Below are 18,439 nucleotides of genomic sequence, written 5' to 3'. Positions count from 1 at the left end.
TATTAAAATTAACAAGTAATCTTAACATGCGGGCAAGCCACAGCGCTAATAATGTGTTAAGATTTAATCTTTACGAGGTCTTTTGCCAGATCGCAGTTTTGTTTTAGATTTTAAAGCAGAAGCTTTAAGACGGGAAGCTTCTTCTGTCTTGCTGGATTCGTCTACCATGTGGTTGATGGTATTAAGTTCTTCCTGGGTAAGGTCACGCCATTGCCCCACCGGGACGTCCAGGCTAACATTCATAATTCTAATGCGTTTAAGCGCGGTAACTTCATAACCTAAAAACTCACACATTCTACGAATTTGTCGGTTTAGTCCCTGGGTAAGTATAATTCTGAAATCATTCTTTCCTAATTTCTCTACTTCGCATTTTTTAGTGGTGGTTCCCAAAATAGGTACTCCATTGCCCATTCTTCTAATAAAATCTGGAGTAATGGGTTTATTGACTGAAACTATATATTCCTTCTCGTGGTTGTTCCTGGCGCGTAGAATCTTATTAACAATATCCCCATCGTTGGTAAGAAAAATAAGTCCTTCACTGGGTTTATCCAGTCTGCCAATAGGAAAAATTCTTTTCGGATAATTTATATAATCAATAATATTGTCTTTTTCCACACGGGTATCGGTGGTGCAAACAATGCCTACCGGTTTATTGAAGGCGATATAAACATTTGGTTCTTTTTTTTCTGCATCAGAAACCGTTTTCCCGTCTACTTTTACCACATCATCGGGACCAATTTTGGTGCCCATTTCGGGTACAGCTCCATTAATGGTCACCCGGCCCTGATCTATGAGTTTATCAGCCGCGCGGCGTGAGCAGTAACCTATTTCACTTAAGTATTTATTTATTCGGGTAAGCTTCTGTTCAGACATAAAAAAGATTGTGCTGCAAAGATACAAGAATTCGCCGCGAAACTAATTTTTTAAAAAATAATCAAGGTACAGGCAACCTTTTGTAACTTTCCTGCGTCTATGTAAATAGAAGGCCTTTTAATTAGAAAAATCGGGTGAAAGTAATTCAACTCTTTAAAAACGAAACTCAATTAATAAAGCGTGCGGCTAAAAAAGACCGTAAGGCGCAGCGCGAATTATATGAGTTGCATTCGGGAAAAATGCTTAGCGTTTGCCGGCAGTATATAAAGGATATGCACCACGCCGAAGAAGTTATGCTTAACGGATTTCTAAAAGTTTTCACCCACCTTAAAGATTTTGAATCCAAAGGAAGTTTTGAAGGCTGGATAAGAAAAATTATGGTGAGGGAATCAATTTCTTTTTTAAGATCACAAAAGAAAATTGTTTTTAGTAACGAAGAAATCGCAGACACTGGTTTTTCTGAAGAAATGAATACAGAGCTAAACGTGGCACATATTCAAAACCTCATAGACAATTTGCCGGAAGGCTACAGGATGGTTTTTGTTATGTATGCGGTAGAAGGATATAAGCACGCCGAGATTGCGAAAATGCTGAAGATAACCGAAGGGACTTCAAAATCGCAATTATCTAAAGCGAGAAAAATGTTGCAGGAGCAGTTAAATACACAAAACACATCGGATTATGGAATTAAATAAATTCGAAGAAAACACCAGGGAAATATTAGGAAAAAGGGAAATTAAGCCTTCTGCCCAAAGCTGGGAAAAGTTGGAGGCTAAATTAGATGCTGAAGCACACAAAACCTCTCCAACCCCCTGGAAATATATTGCTGCTGCAGTGGCAGTGCTATTAATTGCAGGAACTTTTATGTGGAATAACAATTTTTCCGAAAGTCCGCAGGTTGTTGAAGAACCGGTAAACGAGATCATAAAAAAACCTGAAGTAAAACAAGAATTTACGCAAGAAAATAAGACACAAATAGCTTCTGAAGAAATTAAAAAGGAGGAAGAAATTTCAACTGAAAATAATACGAAAAATGATATTGTAGTAGTACCTGAAATTTCAGTAGAAGAAGAGAATGCTGAAACGCCAATTTTCGAAGAAAATAGATATAAAGAAGCTGTTGTTTTAGAGCCAATAAGCTTGGAACCTCCAATTTTAGAAGAAAAATTAATTCAATCTAAACTTGAAGAAGTGATTGCGGCCACTAGCAAAAATGATAAAATCTCTGAAGATGAAGTAGACGCGTTATTAGCCCAGGCGGCTTCAGAAATAAGTAGGGAAAGAGACAGGTCGCAATTTTACAATTCAAATAACGAGATTAGTGCCAATGCACTTTTGGCCGAAGTAGAAGACGAGATTTACCAATCTTTTAAAGCAAAAGTTTTTGAAGTTTTAAAAGAAGGATATCTCAAGGCTAAAACTGCGGTTGCCAATAGAAACTATTAATCATCAAAATCCCACCAACGGGTCATTCATCAAACATCAAAATCAATTATTATGAAAACACTTACTTTTTACGTCGCGCTTTTAGTATTTAGTTTTGCGCATCAGCAGGTTTCTGCCCAAGAAGTTGCTTCTGCAGAGACAGAAATATCTTCAGATGAGAAAGCCAGAGAATTTTTTGAAAAGCAAAAAGCTGAAATTATTGAAAAGGAGAAAACAAAACTAAAATACCAGATTGAGCGTATAAACGGCCAACTGGAAAGAAGTGAAATCACTAAAGAAGAAGCCGAAAAACAAAAAAAAGAATACGCTGAAAAGCACGCAAAAAATATTGAAAATAAAATAGCCATTTTGGAGAATGAAATGGAACTGAGGGATAGAAATGATTCTTCTGGAAATTATATTGCAATTGGCGGTAAGGGAAAAGTCTTGGATATTAATATTAATACAAAGAAGAAATACGATAAACGTACCACCAGTGATTTGGTAGTCGCTGCCGGTTTTAATAATGCCCTGGAAGAAGGCCAATCTCTCAACGATTCAGATTTTAAATTGGGAGGTAGCCGATTTTTTGAACTTGGTTGGGCGTGGAAAACACGGGTTTTTAAAGAAACAAACTGGTTGCGCATTCGTTACGGACTTTCTTTTCAATTTAATGGATTAAAACCTACCGATAATCGCATTTTTGTAGAAGATGGAGACGAAACTTACCTGCAGGAATTCGCATTAGATCTTGATAAATCTAAATTTAGAATGGACAACCTGGTAGTTCCGGTTCATTTTGAAATTGGTCCTTCTACAAAAACCGAAACCGAAGATCGGTTACATTTTTCTACCTATAAAATGCTGAAAATTGGATTTGGTGGTTATGCCGGTTTTAATATTGGGGAACGCCAAAAACTAAAGTATAAGGATGATGGCGATAAGGTGAAGGAGAAGCTTAAAAACAATTATAATACTAACGATTTGGTTTACGGATTGAGTGCTTACCTGGGCTGGGGTGGTGCCACGCTCTATGGGAAATACGATCTAAATCCAATATTTCAAGACCCAAATAAAGAATTACACAACTTTTCTTTAGGACTAAGGTTTGATGTTGATTAATGAAACCATCCTTTATTAATTTTTATTATTAGCCAATTTTAAATTGTAATTTTGTTTTGAATTTACAGACCCCATAGGTTTCCAAAACCTGTGGGGTCTAACCGCTTAAACAACATCAATTTGATCTCAAAATCCACTATAGACAATGTGTTTGAAACCGCCCGGGTAGAGGAGGTTATTGGTGATTTTGTTCAGCTAAAAAAGTCAGGATCTAATTTTAAGGGTTTAAGTCCGTTTAGTGATGAGCGAACGCCAAGTTTTATGGTTTCTCCCGTAAAACAGATCTGGAAGGATTTCTCAAGCGGAAAGGGTGGAAACGTCGTTGCTTTCCTTATGGAGCACGAACATTTCACCTATCCTGAAGCCATAAAATACCTCGCTAAAAAATACGGAATTGAGATCGAGGAAACCCAGCAAAGCAACGAGCAAAAACAGCAAGCCGATGAGCGGGAAAGCATGTATTTGGTTTCAGAATTTGCTAATAAACATTTTCAGAAAAACCTGCATAAAACCGCTTTAGGGAAAGCTATTGGATTAAGCTATTTCAAGGAGCGTGGTTTCACTTTAGAAACCGTCAAAAAGTTTGAACTTGGCTATTCTTTAGACGAATGGGACGATTTTACTAAAGAAGCGCTCGCTGAGGCCTACAAATTGGAATACCTGGAAAAAACCGGACTTACCATTGTAAAAGGCGAAAAGCAGTTTGATCGATTTAAAGGAAGAGTGATGTTCCCTATTCATTCTATGTCTGGCAGGGTGTTAGGATTTGGAGGTAGAATTCTTACCAATGAAAAAAAGGCGGCAAAATACCTGAATTCACCCGAGAGTGATATTTACCATAAGAGTAAGGTTTTATACGGGATAAATTTTGCGAAACAAGCCATCGCCAAAGAAGATAATTGTTTTTTGGTTGAAGGTTATACCGATGTAATTCAGTTTCATCAAAGTGGGATTGAAAATGTAGTTTCTTCTTCAGGAACTGCATTAACTCCTGAACAAATTCGCTTAATTAACAGACTTACCAAAAATATTACTGTACTTTTTGATGGTGATGCCGCTGGAATAAGAGCTTCGCTCCGCGGAATAGACCTAATCCTGGAGCAGGGAATGAATGTGCGGGTTTGTACTTTCCCTGAAGGTGAGGATCCCGATAGTTTTGCAAAGAATAATTCAGATGAAGCTTTAGCTGAATATCTTCAAGAGAACGCACAGGATTTTATTAGTTATAAAGCTTCCTTACTAATGGAAGAAGCGAAGAAAGATCCGGTCAAGAAAGCAGAATTAATTCGGGATATAGTAAATAGTATTTCGAAGATTCCAGATACTATTCAGCAGGAAGTTTATTTACAGGAATGTTCCCGAATTATGGATATTTCTGAAAATGTATTGTTTTCCAGCCTTGCACAGCTCAATGCGAAAAGTGGAAGAACTTCTCCTCAACAACAGCAGAAAAAGAAATCTTTTGATGTAGTTAAAGAAGAACCGCAACCAAAGGCAGCTAAAGTAGACGAGCAATACGAGCTTGAGAAAAAAATTATTAGTCTGCTGCTTCAGTATGGAACTGTGGAGGAAGATTTTGAAGATCTGGTGCTTAAAGAAAAAGAAGACGGGGAGCTGGGTTTAGAAAAGGAAATACAAAGAACAAGAGTTTTTGAGAAAATATTTTTAGACCTGCAGGAAGATGAAATTGCTTTTACCAATCCTAAATTCAGGGATATTTATACTGAATTAATGGCTCGGCTAAATAGTGAAGAAAAATTTGAAGTTAAGAATTTTATTAATGATATAGATCCGGAGCAGGCTTCTGAGATCACTTCAATTTTAATGGAGGAAGAGCAATATAAATTGCATGAATGGGATCGGCAAAACATTTTTGTGAAAGCAAAAACCGAAACTATTTCAAGGCACGTTAGTGAAACCATCCTCTCGCTGCGCAGATTTTTAATAAATCAAAAAATAAACGAACTTTCAGAAAAGGTAAAAACTCCAGCTGAAGAGCAGGACACCCAACATGTTCTTGAAGACGTAAAAGATTATCTTAGTTTGAAGAAGGTTCTCTCAGAGAAGCTTAATCGCGTTATGTAGTATTTATTTGTAATAATCTTGATCTGGTAATAAGATCGGCAATATTGTCTACCTGTAATTTTTTAAGTAGCCTGGTTTTATAAGTACTTACCGTTTTTTCATTAATAGAAAGTGCCTCGGCAATGTCTTTATTTCGTTTTCCGGAAGCGATAAGGTTTAAAACTTCAGATTCGCGTGTAGAAAGTTTCTTAAATTTTGCGATTAAATTTCTTCCCGGAGACATCCCTGCGTTTAGTTTATCGGTAATTTTTTTGTTGAGATAAATTCCGCCTCTGGCTACCTGGTAAATGGCTTTTTCCAGTTCTTCTGGTTTTGCAAGTTTAGAAATATAACCTGCCGCTCCCGCTTTTATAGCGCTTAACGCATAAACTTCTTCAGGATGACCGGTACAAACGAGAATTTTTACTTTTGAATAATCGGTTTTAATGGTGCGAAGCGCGTTAATCCCGTTTATTTCGGGAAGGTCAATTTCTATAATTAAAACATCTGGTTGGCTTTCGCTTAAAAATCCGTACAGCTCCATCCCGCTATGTACGCTGCCTACTAACTCAAGCGCCGGGTTTTTTCTAAGGATACACCTGATACCCTCATGCACCACAGGGTGGTGATCTGCAATTAATACTGTACTCATAATAAAAGGTTGGTTAAAAAACACGCCGGGGTAGGACAAGCGCGTATATACTATTAAAAATAACCGATTTTCCCTCTACTTCCGTTTTTTGAGTACAATAATCGATAAAAAGATTACTTTTTAAGATTAACGGGAATATTGCACACCGGGATAGGTTTCATTTTGTGTAAATTAGCCCCATGCCTACTTTTATAAATTTTAAAAACTTCCTGTTTTCTTCCTTCAAAATCTTCAGCGGTTTTTCCGTTTTCGGCTTCTTTCATCGCCCATTCCAATTCGGGATAAGATGCGCCAATTTGATCTTCGTCGGTACGGCTGTCCCCAAAAAGTCCGTCTGTTGGTGCGGCATTTACAATTTCAGGAGTAACTCCTAAAAACTTAGCGATTTCAGTAACTTCAGTTTTCATAAGGTCGGCAATAGGGCTTAAGTCTACGCCGCCGTCTCCGTATTTTGTAAAAAATCCCACGCCAAAATCTTCTACTTTATTTCCGGTTCCTGCTACCAGGTAGCTATGTAGGCCGGCAAAATAATATAAAGTAGACATTCTTAATCTTGCCCGGGTATTTGCTAATGTGAGATCTAAAGTATCTGAAGCTTCAACCTGTGGAGCCGCTTTTTTAAATTCATCAAAAACCGGAGTTAGATCAACTTCCAGGTTGGTAACATTAGCATAATGTTGCTTTAACCAGTCTATATGCTTTTGGGCCCTGGTCACCTGGTCTGTATGTTGGTGAATAGGCATTTCTACACAAAGTGTACGCAAACCAGTTTTGGCGCAAAGTGCTGAGGTTACTGCCGAGTCAATTCCACCGCTTATTCCAAGCACAAAACCGTTCATTCCGGCATTTGTAGCGTATTCCTTTAACCAGTTAACTATGTGATCTACCACTTTTTCAGTTTGCATAATTTTGGGTGATTAAGTTTGTAAATAATACCTTTGCACACAAATCTACTATTTAAACATAATTATTAAAAGGGCAGGGCGTTAAAGCCTTCATAAAGAATGCCTATGTATAAGAAAATAATTTTCCTGCTTTGTACAATTGTTTTTGTTTCCTGTAATGAGGATGCTAAAATTGAAAAAGAGATTGCAAAAGTGCCGGTAGATTTTGAAGTGGTTCGTTTTGACAGGCAATTTGCCGAAGCCACGCCGCAAAAACTTATGGATTTAAAACAGGAATATCCGTTCTTATTCCCACAGCAGTTTTCAGATAGCGTTTGGATTTATAAACTTACCGATACCATTCAGCAGGAAATAGATGCCGAAGTAGCTAAGGCTTTTCCTTCTTTTGAAAATCAAAAGGCCGAAATTCACAGTCTTTTTCAGCATATAAAATATTATTTCCCCGAGTTTGAGGCGCCAAAAGTATTTACGCTAACCTCTGAAGTGGATTATAAAAACAAGGTGATTCTTCAGGATGATTATTTATTTATTTCACTGGATACTTATTTAGGGGAAGAGCATCATTTTTATATTGGGATCCAGGATTTTTTAAAAAAGAATTTTAGAAAAGACCAGATAATCCCGGATGTTGCCAATGCGTATGCCGAAAAATATGTAGAAAGGCCGCGTTCCAGAACTTTTCTTGCCCATATGGTATATTATGGCAAGTTATTGTATTTAAAAGATAAGTTTATTCCTGAAGTAACTGATGCTGAAAAAATAGGATATACTGAAGAAGAGCTCAATTGGGCCCAAAAGAATGAAGCGCAAATGTGGCGGTATTTTGTAGAAAATGAATTGTTTTTTGATACCGATACCGAACTTTATTCGCGGTTTCTATATCCTGCACCTTTTTCAAAATTCTACCTGCAACTTGATGCCGAATCTCCCGACAGACTTGGCCAGTATATTGGCTGGCAGATTGTGCGTAGTTATATGAAAAAAACCGATGCATCTTTAGAAGAAATGATAAAAACCGATGCCGAAACGATATTTAATAAAGCGAATTTTAAACCAAGAAAGTAATGTCAGAATTTAAAAAATCAGAAATAAACATAGAAGTAGTTACCGATGAAAATCGTGTGCCGGAAGGAATTACCTGGAGTGCCGAAGATGGCAACGTTTATAAAGAAGAAGCCAAAGCTTTAATGCTTTCGGTTTGGGACAGCAAATCGCAGGAAACACTGCGTATAGATCTTTGGACCAAAGATATGCCGGTAGACGAAATGAAGAAATTCTTTCATCAAACCCTGGTTTCTATGAGTGATACTTTTAACCGTGCCACCCAGGATGAAAAAATGACTGCTACAATGAAAGATTTTTGCGATTATTTTGCTGAAAAGCTTGAAATCACTCAAAAGTAAACTACCTTGGAGCAAGTTTATGAAGTATATAGAAATAATACTTCCGTGACGGTGCATTAAATCTGGATTACCGAGTGGAAAAACTCATTTTTGTATATAACGCGTATTCCGGTACCCGCCACGTGGTGCTGGATGCGCTGCATAAATTAATTAGGCCTAATACTTATGCCTGCAGTATTTGCAAAGTTACCCACGGCATTTTTTCGGAAAATTCAAGGTGGAAAAATTATAGGCTGGCTTCAGAAGTAAAAATGGAGTTTTTGCATATAGACGAATTTCAGAAGCGATATGCTTCAAAATTCGGGTATAAATACACGTTTCCTATAGTTTTGTGGGAAGATGAAGGCGAAATGGGAATATTTATTTCTACTGAAGAGTTAGAAAGAATTCAAAATGAGGAAGACCTAATTAATTTGGTTGAAGAAAAACTTTAATTGATTATTTGGGAGAATTAGAAGAATTTAACTCGGTATTTATTGCTTCAATATAATCTAAAATCTCATCCTGTCCCAATTTTGAGGTAGCAGAGCTTACAAAGAATTCAGGCATCTCTTCCCATACTTCCAGCATTTTATCCTGGTAATTATTAATGTTTCTTTCCAGGGCTTTGGGCTTCATTTTATCGGCTTTGGTAAAAATTATACAGAAGGGAACGTTGTGTTCGCCAAGCCACTGCATAAATTCCATATCTATAGGTTGAGGTTCGTGCCTGCTGTCTATAAGTACAAAAGCACATATCATTTGCGCTCGATCCTCAAAATATTTGGTGATGAATTTCTGAAAAGTCCTTTTAGTAGATTTTGAAACCTTTGCATAACCATAACCAGGTAAATCTACAAGGTGCCAGTTCTTATTGATCAAAAAATGATTAATAAGTTGTGTTTTCCCGGGTTTTGCCGAGGTTTTAGCAAGTGCTTTCCTGCCGGTAAGCATATTTATCAAAGAAGATTTACCAACGTTACTGCGGCCAATAAAAGCGTATTCGGGCAGTTTGCTATCAGGGCATTGATTTACCCGCGTATTGCTCACCACAAATTCAGCCGACTTAATTTTCATCTTAAAATGTTTAAAAGTAATATTTGAAAGAGACCTAAAAAGAAGCTTTAAATCTTTAAACTTTCTTATTTAAAATTCCGTTTTTTCAGCCAGGCGTGAAGCAATTCATTAAAAACAATTGGGTGTTCCATCATTGCAGCGTGGCCGCATTTATCTACCCAGTACAGATCGGCATCGGGAAGTAAACGCTGAAAGTCTTCAGCAACTTCGGGCGGAGTAACATTATCGTCTTTTCCCCAAATTATACAGGTTGGGGTTTTCATTTTTGGTAAATCTTTGGCCATATTATGTCTTATGGCGCTTTTTGCAATAGCAAGGGTTTTTACCAATTTGTTACGATCGCTTACCGTTTCGTAAACCTCGTCTACCACTTCTTTTGTTGCAACTTCAGGATCGTAAAAAACATCCTGTGCTTTTTTCTTTATAAATTCGTAATCACCACGGCGCGGATAGCTCTCACCCATAGAATTTTCATAAAGTCCCGAGCTCCCGGTAATTACCAGCCCTTTAACTATCTCAGGATATAATTTAGTAGCCAGTAGAGCAATATGCCCGCCAAGAGAGTTTCCCAACAGGATTACTTTATCGTAACCTTTATAATCTACAAATTCTTTTAAATATTTAGCAAAAGTCTGTACGCTGGTTTTAAGTAGCGACATGGAATAGAGGGGTAGTTCTGGAATTACCACTTTATAACCATGCTTCGGAAAATACTCTGTAACCCCATCAAAGTTACTTAAACCGCCCATAAGTCCGTGTAAAATAACTATCGGGGTTCCTTCTCCTTGCTCCAGGTACGTAAACTTTCCCTCTTGCCTTAAATTATTCTTCATTGATTGGCTTTGCGGTTAGCAATCGCAAATATAGCGATTTCATTACAAGTATAATCATTTTTGAGAAATAGCAAAGCCATTTAAGAAATGCATTTCTGCCTCAAAAATTAAATTTTTTAACACTAAAAGCACAATAAAAACCAAGCCTCTGAAACCTAAACAAATAGCGCTATTTGATAGTCTTTCAGCTAAATACAGTGGAGAAACTTATCAACAAAGTGGTAGAAAGTGGTAAAATGTGGTAAAATTTTCAATATATTTGACTCTATAAAGTATAGAAGTGGTAAACCTCATAGGAACATACGAATGTAAAGCAGATGCCAAGGGCCGGTTAATGGTCCCTTCGGCGTTAAAAAAGCAGCTTGCGCCTATGTTGCAGGATGGTTTTGTGCTAAAACGTTCGGTTTTTCAGTCTTGCTTGGAGTTATATCCAATGCAGGAATGGAATGTTTTAATGCAAAAAATTAACGGGCTAAACCGCTTCAAAAAGAAGAATAACGATTTTATTAGAAAATTTCAGGCTGGTGTGAAGATGGTGGAGGTAGATTCAAATGGAAGACTTTTAATTCCGAAAGATCTTGTGGCTTTTGCCGGGATTAGCAAAGAGATCGTGCTTTCTTCAGCAGTAAATATTATAGAGATCTGGGATAAAGATAAATACGAAAACACCATTGATGAAACTTCAGACGATTTTGCTGAATTGGCTGAAGAAGTAATGGGAAACGATGATTTAGATGCAATATCATAATCCGGTTTTATTAAAAGAATCTGTAGACGGTCTTAATATTAAAGAAGATGGCGTGTATGTGGATGTTACGTTTGGTGGCGGTGGTCATTCCAGAGAAATTCTAAACAGGCTCGGGCCAAAAGGAAAACTTTTTGCGTTCGATCAGGATAAGGATGCGCTGGAAAATAAAATTGAAGATCCGCGATTTATACTTATTCACGAAAACTTCAGGTTTATTAAAAGGTTTTTGAGGTTTTATGGAATAAAAAAAGTTGATGGAATTTTAGGTGATTTTGGAGTTTCCTCTCATCAGTTTAATGAAGCTGAAAGAGGTTTTTCTACGCGTTTTGATGCGCGTCTTGATATGAGAATGAACCAGGGAAGCAATTTAAGTGCTTTTGAGGTAATCAATGAATATACTGAAGAACAGCTTAAAAAGCTGTTTTATGATTATGCCGATTTAAAAAATGCGCCAAAGCTGGCGAATTTGATTGTTGAAGCAAGAAAAGAAAAAGCTATAGAAAGTAGTGAACAATTAAATGATTTGCTGAAACCGCACCTTTTTAAAGGAAAAGAAAATAAGATCCTGGCGCAGATCTACCAGGCAATTCGTATAGAAGTAAACCAGGAAATTGAAGCTTTAAAAGAGTTTTTGAAGCAAACCGAAGAGCTGGTGGTGAAAAATGGGAGAATTAGTCTTATTTCTTACCACTCACTGGAAGATAGATTGGTGAAGCGATATATAAGAAGCGGATTGTTTGAAGGTGAACCCGAAAAAGATTTCTACGGAAATATTTCAGTTCCCTTTAAAAAAGTGGGCGGACTTATAGTGCCTTCGGCGGAAGAAATTAAGGAGAATAACAGGGCAAGAAGTGCCAAGCTAAGAGTAGCTAAGAAATTATAGTTTTTTGAAACTTTATGAAAAAGGGTTTTTACAACATACTACGGGCTAATTTTCTTATTAGCAGGGATGCGGTAAACAACTGGCGCTTTATAGTTTTTTGTACGCTGCTCGCTATTATTATGATTGCGAGTTCGCACAGTGCAGAAAGGAAGGTGCATAAAATTGCAAAACTTCATACAGAAGTAAGAGAATTAAAAAGTGAGTTTGTAGATCGCCGTTCAGCGCTTATGCGTATTAAAATGGAATCTACAATTACGCAAAAAATGAAAGATAGAGGTATTCTACCTTCCGAGAATCCTCCTTATAAAATAAAAGTGAATATAAAGGAGTAAATGGCTACATCTGAAAAAGGCATATTGAATAGATTATACGTGGTTGCGGCCTGTATGTTCATTTTCGCTGTGGGGGTGGGCGTGAAGCTGCTGGATATTCAGTTTGTAGAAGGAGATCATTACCGCAACCTGGCAGAAGAGCGCACGGTAAGAAGTTTTAAAATTCCCGCCAGCCGTGGAAATCTTTATGATGCCAAAGGCAATCTTTTAGCAACTTCAGTTCCTAAATACGATATCCGGTTTGATGCGGTTACCGTTTCAGATAAAAATTTCCAGGAAAATATAGTGCCTCTTTCCAATAGCCTAACCGAGATGTTTGGGAAATCTGCAGCATATTGGTCTCAATATTTAAGACAGGCAAGAGCTAACGGCCAGCGTTATTTACCTATTGCAAAAAATCTTGGCTATTCAGAATATATGAAAGTGAAAAGCTTTCCTATGTTCAATTTGGGAACTTACCGAGGTGGAATGATTGTAGAGCAAAGAACAGTTCGGGAGCATCCACTTGGAAAAATGGGAGAGCGTACGGTTGGTTACGAACGCCAGGATGAGAATGGCTATTTTACCCGTGTAGGACTGGAAGGTGCTTTTAGTTCTTATTTAAGAGGAACAGATGGCCGTAGATTAAAACAAAAAATTGCCAAAGGCCAGTGGAAACCTATAAGTGATAATAATGAGGTAGAGCCTAAAGATGGTTATGATGTGATCTCTACTATAGATGTGAATATTCAGGATATTGCGCACCACGCTTTACTGAAGCAACTTGAATATTTTGAAGCAGATCACGGTACTGTAGTGGTTATGGAAACCAAAACCGGTGAGATCAAAGCAATGTCTAATCTTGGTCGGACTGAAACAGGGACTTATTTTGAAAAAAGAAATTATGCGGTTTACGAGTCGCACGAGCCAGGCTCTACATTTAAGCTAATGGCCATGACCGCCGCTTTAGAAGATGGCGTGATAGATACCAGCTCGGTTATAGATACTGAAAATGGTGTGGTACGATATTATGGAAGGCCGGTAAGGGATTCGCGTCACGGTGGCTATGGAAAGATATCTGCGGCCAAGGCATTTGAGGTTTCTTCCAATACAGCATTCACTAAAATTATTACTGAAGGTTATAAAGACAATCCGGCCAAATTTGTAGATAAGTTATACGATATGGGCTTAAATAGTAAAATTGGCCTGGATATAAAAGGAGAAGGATCGCCTAGAATTCCTCATCCTAAAGATAAAAACTGGAATGGTTTAAGCCTCCCCTGGATGGCCTTTGGCTATGGAGTTTCCATTACACCTTTGCAAACTCTGAACTTTTACAATGCTATTGCCAATAATGGGGAAATGGTAAAGCCGCGGTTTATTAAAGAGGTAAAAGAGTGGGACAAAAGTATTTTAAAGGTTGAACGTGAGGTGATGAATCCTAGAATTTGTTCTCCCGAAACTGCTAAAAAACTTCAAAAAATGATGCAGCAAACTGTAGAAAAAGGTACAGCTGCAAATATTTATACGCCAAACTTTTCTATGGCCGGAAAAACAGGAACCTGTCAGGTAGAATACTGGATTGAACCGGGAAGATATATCTCTTCTTTCGCGGGATATTTTCCAGCTGAAGATCCTAAATATTCCTGTATTGTGATTATTCATAAACCGAAAAGGAGTAAAGGATATTATGGAAATATCGTTGCCGCACCGGTTTTTAAACAAATCGCCCAAAAGATTTATACTGATACCCCGGTAATGGATACCCTGCCTTCCCTCGATATTCAGAATGATAAAGTGACAGACGATTTTGATGCATATTTTGCGAAAATTGATAATGAGAAAATAGTAATGCCAGATGTGACCGGGATGCCGGCTATGGATGCTGTTTCGCTTTTAGAAAACCTTGGTTTAAAAGTCAATTTCAATGGCACCGGAAAAGTTAACGGACAATCAATTACGGCAGGGCAGAAAATAAAAACTAATCAACAAGTAAATTTAAATATAGGTTGAGAGTCTTAAAAGACATATTATATAAAGTACAGATCGATGCCGTGGTTGGAAATACTTCGGTAACTATAAATAAGCTTCAGTTTGATTCAAGAAAGGTTGAATTAAACGATGCTTTTGTAGCTATTCGGGGTAGTATCTCAGATGGGCATAACTTCATTGAGCAGGCTATAAATCAGGGCGCACTCGCGGTTATTTGTGAAGAATTTCCGAAGGAAATTGTAAATGGAATAACCTATATAAAAGTAGAAAATGCCCAACAGGCTTTAGCTTTTATGGCTGCAAATTATTACGATAATCCTTCAGAAAAATTAAAACTTGTAGGTGTTACCGGGACCAACGGAAAAACTACGATTGCTACACTTTTATATAATTTATTTACAAAAGCAGGTTTTAAAGTCGGTTTACTCTCTACGGTAAAAGTAATGGTTGCTGAAAACTCTTATGATGCAGTGAGAACCACTCCAGATTCTATTACCATCAATAAGTATTTAAAGCAGATGAATGATGAAGGTGTGGAGTTTTGCTTTATGGAAGTGAGCTCGCACGGGATAGATCAGCATAGAACCACCGCCCTGGAATTTGCCGGCGGAATTTTCACCAATCTTAGCCACGATCATTTAGATTATCACAGCAGTTTCGCTGAATACCGCGATGTAAAAAAGCGGTTTTTCGATGAATTACCGGCTTCAGCATTTGCGCTAACCAATACCGATGATAAGAATGGGCAGATAATGCTTCAGAATACTAGAGCTCAAAAATATACTTACGCCCTAAAATCTTACGCCGATTATAAAGCGCAAATTCTTGAAAATTCTTTCACTGGATTATTGCTGAAAGTAAACGACCAGGAATTATGGACACGCCTCATAGGAAGCTTCAACGCTTACAATGTTTTGGCTATTTATGCTACGGCAGAACTTTTAGGCCTTGAAAATCTGGAAAGTTTAAAGATTATTAGTGAGTTAAATTCGGTTAGTGGAAGGTTTCAATATATCATTTCAAAAGAAGAGAAAATTACGGCGATCGTAGATTACGCCCACACGCCAGATGCTTTAAAAAATGTTCTGGAAACCATAAATAGCATTCGTACAAAAAACGAGGAGCTTATTACGGTTGTAGGCTGCGGCGGAGATCGCGATAAATCTAAAAGGCCAAAAATGGGTCATATTGCTTCGGCTTTAAGTACTAAAGTGATATTTACCAGTGATAACCCGAGAACTGAAGATCCCGATAAAATTATTGAGGATGTAGAAGCCGGGGTTGAACCGCAGAATTTTAAGAAAATTATGTCGGTAACCAATAGAAAACAGGCAATTAAAACTGCCTGCCAAATGGCCGGTGAAAACGACATTATTTTAATCGCAGGTAAGGGTCACGAGACCTATCAGGAGGTAAATGGAGAGCGTAAAGATTTCGATGACCTTAAGATAGTGACCGAATTTTTGAAACAATTAAATAAGTAAGCCCACTTTTTCCACTGGAAGAATAACCAGAAAATATGTTATACTATTTATTTCAATATTTAGATGCAGAATACCAGGTGCCCGGGGCGCGCTTGTTTGAGTACATTTCCTTTAGATCGGCGATGGCTATAATCCTTTCTTTGGCTATTTCTACGATCTACGGAAAAAGAATAATCAATTATTTACAGGCAAAACAGGTTGGGGAAAGTGTACGAGATTTAGGACTTAGAGGACAAAGCGAAAAAGCGGGTACACCAACTATGGGCGGGGTTATTATAATCTTCGCCACGCTAATTCCTGTTTTACTCTTTGCTAAATTGGAGAATATTTATGTAATCCTGCTTATAGTAACCACCCTTTGGATGGGAGCTATAGGTTTTATAGACGATTACATTAAAACATTTAAAAAGGATAAAGAAGGCCTGCAGGGGAAATTTAAAATCCTGGGGCAGGTTGGCCTGGGAATAATTGTAGGTGGCACTTTGTATCTGCATCCGGGAGTTACCGTAAAAGAAGAAACAAATGAGCCGGCGCCAGAGCAACAAGAGCTGGTAGATAGCTTTCAGAATATTAGGGAAATGGGCCCGGAAATTAAAACTACCACTACCACAATTCCTTTTGTGAAAAATAACGAGTTCGATTATTCCAGCTTGATTAGTTGGATAAATCCTGCTTTGGCAAATTATGCCTGGTTAATCTTTATTCCAATCGTAATATTTATTGTGACTGCAGTTTCCAATGGCGCCAATTTGACCGATGGAATAGATGGTCTCGCCGCTGGTTCTTCAGCAATAATTGTGCTCACGCTTGGGATATTTGCCTGGGTTTCGGGTAACATAATTTTTTCAGATTATCTCAATATAATGTACATCCCGCGATCTGGTGAGATGACGATTTTTATAAGTGCTTTTGCGGGTGCTTTGGTCGGATTTTTATGGTACAACACTTATCCTGCACAGGTTTTTATGGGCGATACTGGTAGTTTAACTATTGGTGGAATTATAGCCGTACTCGCAATTGCCACAAGAAAAGAATTATTGATCCCCATTTTATGCGGAATCTTTTTAATGGAAAACCTATCGGTGGTTATGCAGGTAGCCTGGTTTAAGATTACCAAAAGAAAATATGGCGAAGGCCGAAGAATTTTCCTGATGTCTCCTTTACATCATCATTATCAGAAAAAAGGATACCACGAAAGTAAAATAGTAGTGCGCTTTTGGATTATTGGAATTTTTCTGGCCATTGTAACTATAATCACGCTAAAAGTAAGATAAGAAATAGTGAAAACTGAAACTCAAAATACTAACAATTCCGGTAAAAAACTGGTGATCCTTGGCGGCGGCGAAAGCGGTGCTGGGACTGCTATTTTAGGCGTGAAGGAAGGTTTTAAGGTTTTTGTTTCAGATAAAGGAAAAATAAAAGAAAAATATAAATCGGTTTTTGAAGAATTGAAGATCGATTGGGAAGAGGAAATTCATACTGAAGCTAAGATTTTAGATGCCGATGTAGTGATGAAAAGTCCCGGAATCCCGGAAACTGTTTCAATTGTAAAACAATTAGTAGAGAAAGGTATTCCGGTGATTTCAGAAATTGAATTTGCTGCCGCTTTTACTTCAGCAAAAATTATTGGGATTACAGGCAGCAACGGGAAAACCACCACTACAAAATTTGTGCACCATATTTTAAAAAATGCAGGCGTAAATGTGGGAATGGCAGGGAATGTAGGCGACAGCTTTGCAAAACAGGTCGCTGAAACAAATCCCGACTGGTTTGTGCTGGAATTAAGCAGTTTTCAATTAGACGGGATTAAAGAATTTAGGCCTGATATTTCGGTGTTAACCAATATCACGCCCGATCATTTAGATCGTTATGAACATAAACTGGAGAATTACGTTTTTTCAAAATTCAGGATTGCCGAAAATCAAACTAAAGATGATTTTTTTATCTACGATTTAGACGATGAAATTATCACAAACTGGTTGGATAGACACCCGGTAAAAGCGCAAAAAATACCGTTTTCCCTTCAGCAAAAAGTAGAAAATGGCTCATACATAGAGAACGAAAATATTATAGTTAATATAAAAAACAAACAATTTAATATGCCAACAACAAAATTAGGTTTACAGGGTAAACACAATACTAAAAATGCGATGGCTGCGGCCACTGTTTCCCAATTATTGCGAATTAGAAAAGAAACTATTCGTGAAAGTATGGAGAGTTTTCAGGGGGTAGAACACCGCCTGGAAAAAGTGCTGAAAATTAATAATGTTCAGTATATAAACGATTCTAAAGCAACTAATGTAAACGCAACTTTTTATGCTTTGGAAAGTATGGAAAGTGAAACCGTTTGGATTGTTGGAGGAGTAGATAAAGGAAATGTTTACGACGATCTTCTACCACTGGTAAATGAAAAAGTAAAAGCAATTATTTGCCTGGGAGTAGATAACCAAAAGCTAATGCAAAACTTTGGGAATTGTGTAGATACAATTGTTGAAACAGAATCTATGAAAGAAGCTGTAAGAATGGCTTATAGTCTCGCTGAAAGAGGAGATTCGGTTTTACTTTCTCCTGCCTGTGCAAGTTTTGACCTTTTTGAAAATTACGAAGACAGAGGACGTCAGTTTAAAGATGCCGTTAGAGATCTATAAAAAGAGCTTAGATCCTGAAACAAGTTCAGGATGAGGTTCG

At 37.6% G+C, this 18,439-nt stretch carries 19 protein-coding genes; 14 read left to right on the top strand and 5 right to left on the bottom strand.

Going from position 1 to position 18,439, the window contains the following annotated elements; translation table 11 throughout:
• Positions 1-63: 63 nt before the first annotated feature.
• The gene (gene rluF, locus B4F31_RS06775) at positions 64-873 is read right to left on the bottom strand and encodes a 23S rRNA pseudouridine(2604) synthase RluF (RefSeq protein WP_075324921.1); all 810 of its coding nucleotides are present in this window, start codon (positions 871-873) and stop codon (positions 64-66) included.
• A gap of 134 nt (positions 874-1,007) precedes the next feature.
• Between rluF and B4F31_RS06770 the strand changes: the two genes are divergently transcribed.
• The 4 genes from B4F31_RS06770 to dnaG all read left to right on the top strand — a co-directional run bounded on the left by B4F31_RS06770 (position 1,008) and on the right by dnaG (position 5,505).
• Positions 1,008-1,568 carry an RNA polymerase sigma factor gene (locus B4F31_RS06770; RefSeq protein ID WP_075324920.1) on the top strand — a complete coding sequence of 187 codons (561 nt, stop codon included), beginning with the start codon at positions 1,008-1,010 and terminating at the stop codon, positions 1,566-1,568.
• The gene (locus B4F31_RS06765; protein WP_286760959.1) at positions 1,555-2,319 is read left to right on the top strand and encodes a hypothetical protein; all 765 of its coding nucleotides are present in this window, start codon (positions 1,555-1,557) and stop codon (positions 2,317-2,319) included. Before B4F31_RS06770 ends, B4F31_RS06765 begins: the two co-directional genes overlap by 14 nt.
• A gap of 51 nt (positions 2,320-2,370) precedes the next feature.
• Positions 2,371-3,420 carry a YbaB/EbfC family nucleoid-associated protein gene (locus tag B4F31_RS06760; RefSeq protein WP_093304272.1) on the top strand — a complete coding sequence of 350 codons (1,050 nt, stop codon included), beginning with the start codon at positions 2,371-2,373 and terminating at the stop codon, positions 3,418-3,420.
• 120 nt (positions 3,421-3,540) lie between these two features.
• Complete coding sequence (gene dnaG, locus B4F31_RS06755; RefSeq protein WP_286760958.1) at positions 3,541-5,505, top strand: DNA primase; 1,965 nt, start codon at positions 3,541-3,543, stop codon at positions 5,503-5,505.
• Here the strand turns inward: dnaG and B4F31_RS06750 are convergent.
• Together B4F31_RS06750 and nadE are read right to left on the bottom strand one after the other, a co-directional pair.
• Complete coding sequence (locus B4F31_RS06750; protein ID WP_075324917.1) at positions 5,498-6,136, bottom strand: response regulator; 639 nt, start codon at positions 6,134-6,136, stop codon at positions 5,498-5,500. The two genes, dnaG and B4F31_RS06750, sit on opposite strands and share 8 nt — an antisense overlap.
• 113 nt (positions 6,137-6,249) lie before the next feature.
• Positions 6,250-7,041: an NAD(+) synthase gene (gene nadE, locus B4F31_RS06745; RefSeq protein ID WP_075324916.1), complete on the bottom strand. Its 792-nt coding sequence runs from the start codon at positions 7,039-7,041 to the stop codon at positions 6,250-6,252.
• A gap of 105 nt (positions 7,042-7,146) precedes the next feature.
• On the opposite strand from nadE, the gene gldB reads away from it, so the two are divergent.
• From gldB to B4F31_RS06730, 3 genes are all read left to right on the top strand, one after another.
• A complete protein-coding gene (gene gldB, locus B4F31_RS06740) occupies positions 7,147-8,106 on the top strand; it encodes a gliding motility lipoprotein GldB (RefSeq protein WP_075327849.1) in 960 nt (319 codons plus the stop codon).
• Positions 8,106-8,444 (top strand): gliding motility protein GldC, encoded by a 339-nt coding sequence (gene gldC / locus B4F31_RS06735; RefSeq protein ID WP_075324915.1) that lies wholly within the window; start codon positions 8,106-8,108, stop codon positions 8,442-8,444. The genes gldB and gldC overlap by 1 nt, the downstream gene beginning before the upstream one ends.
• 74 nt (positions 8,445-8,518) lie before the next feature.
• Entirely contained in the window at positions 8,519-8,878 is a 360-nt protein-coding gene (locus tag B4F31_RS06730) for a GTPase (RefSeq protein WP_286760957.1), read from the top strand.
• Positions 8,879-8,882: 4 nt separating this feature from the next.
• On the opposite strand, the gene yihA is transcribed toward B4F31_RS06730, so the two are convergent.
• Positions 8,883-9,500, bottom strand: a complete 618-nt coding sequence (gene yihA / locus B4F31_RS06725; protein ID WP_075324913.1) for a ribosome biogenesis GTP-binding protein YihA/YsxC — start codon at positions 9,498-9,500, stop codon at positions 8,883-8,885.
• A gap of 65 nt (positions 9,501-9,565) precedes the next feature.
• Entirely contained in the window at positions 9,566-10,333 is a 768-nt protein-coding gene (locus B4F31_RS06720; protein ID WP_075324912.1) for an alpha/beta fold hydrolase, read from the bottom strand.
• Between the two features lie 280 nt (positions 10,334-10,613).
• Between B4F31_RS06720 and mraZ the strand changes: the two genes are divergently transcribed.
• From mraZ to murD, 7 genes are read left to right on the top strand one after another with little or no spacing between them, the layout of a single operon-like run.
• Positions 10,614-11,081, top strand: coding sequence for a division/cell wall cluster transcriptional repressor MraZ (mraZ, locus tag B4F31_RS06715; protein WP_093304274.1), 468 nt, complete (start codon positions 10,614-10,616; stop codon positions 11,079-11,081).
• Complete coding sequence (rsmH, locus tag B4F31_RS06710; RefSeq protein WP_075324910.1) at positions 11,068-11,964, top strand: 16S rRNA (cytosine(1402)-N(4))-methyltransferase RsmH; 897 nt, start codon at positions 11,068-11,070, stop codon at positions 11,962-11,964. The genes mraZ and rsmH overlap by 14 nt, the downstream gene beginning before the upstream one ends.
• Before the next feature lie 14 nt (positions 11,965-11,978).
• Positions 11,979-12,296 (top strand): FtsL-like putative cell division protein, encoded by a 318-nt coding sequence (locus B4F31_RS06705; RefSeq protein WP_075324909.1) that lies wholly within the window; start codon positions 11,979-11,981, stop codon positions 12,294-12,296.
• On the top strand, positions 12,297-14,288 hold the full coding sequence (locus tag B4F31_RS06700) for a penicillin-binding protein (protein WP_286760956.1): 1,992 nt from the start codon (positions 12,297-12,299) through the stop codon (positions 14,286-14,288).
• Complete coding sequence (locus B4F31_RS06695; RefSeq protein WP_286760955.1) at positions 14,285-15,751, top strand: UDP-N-acetylmuramoyl-L-alanyl-D-glutamate--2,6-diaminopimelate ligase; 1,467 nt, start codon at positions 14,285-14,287, stop codon at positions 15,749-15,751. The genes B4F31_RS06700 and B4F31_RS06695 overlap by 4 nt, the downstream gene beginning before the upstream one ends.
• A 35-nt stretch (positions 15,752-15,786) precedes the next feature.
• Entirely contained in the window at positions 15,787-17,025 is a 1,239-nt protein-coding gene (mraY, locus tag B4F31_RS06690) for a phospho-N-acetylmuramoyl-pentapeptide-transferase (protein ID WP_075324906.1), read from the top strand.
• Positions 17,026-17,031: 6 nt separating this feature from the next.
• A complete protein-coding gene (gene murD / locus B4F31_RS06685) occupies positions 17,032-18,399 on the top strand; it encodes a UDP-N-acetylmuramoyl-L-alanine--D-glutamate ligase (protein ID WP_286760954.1) in 1,368 nt (455 codons plus the stop codon).
• The last annotated feature ends 40 nt before the right edge of the window (positions 18,400-18,439 follow it).

This window comes from Salegentibacter sp. UBA1130, assembly GCF_002311535.1.
Taxonomy (GTDB): Bacteria; Bacteroidota; Bacteroidia; order Flavobacteriales; family Flavobacteriaceae; genus Salegentibacter; species Salegentibacter agarivorans.
Note: the sequence above shows the minus strand (reverse complement) of the source record. Positions and strands in the feature narration are given on the sequence as shown.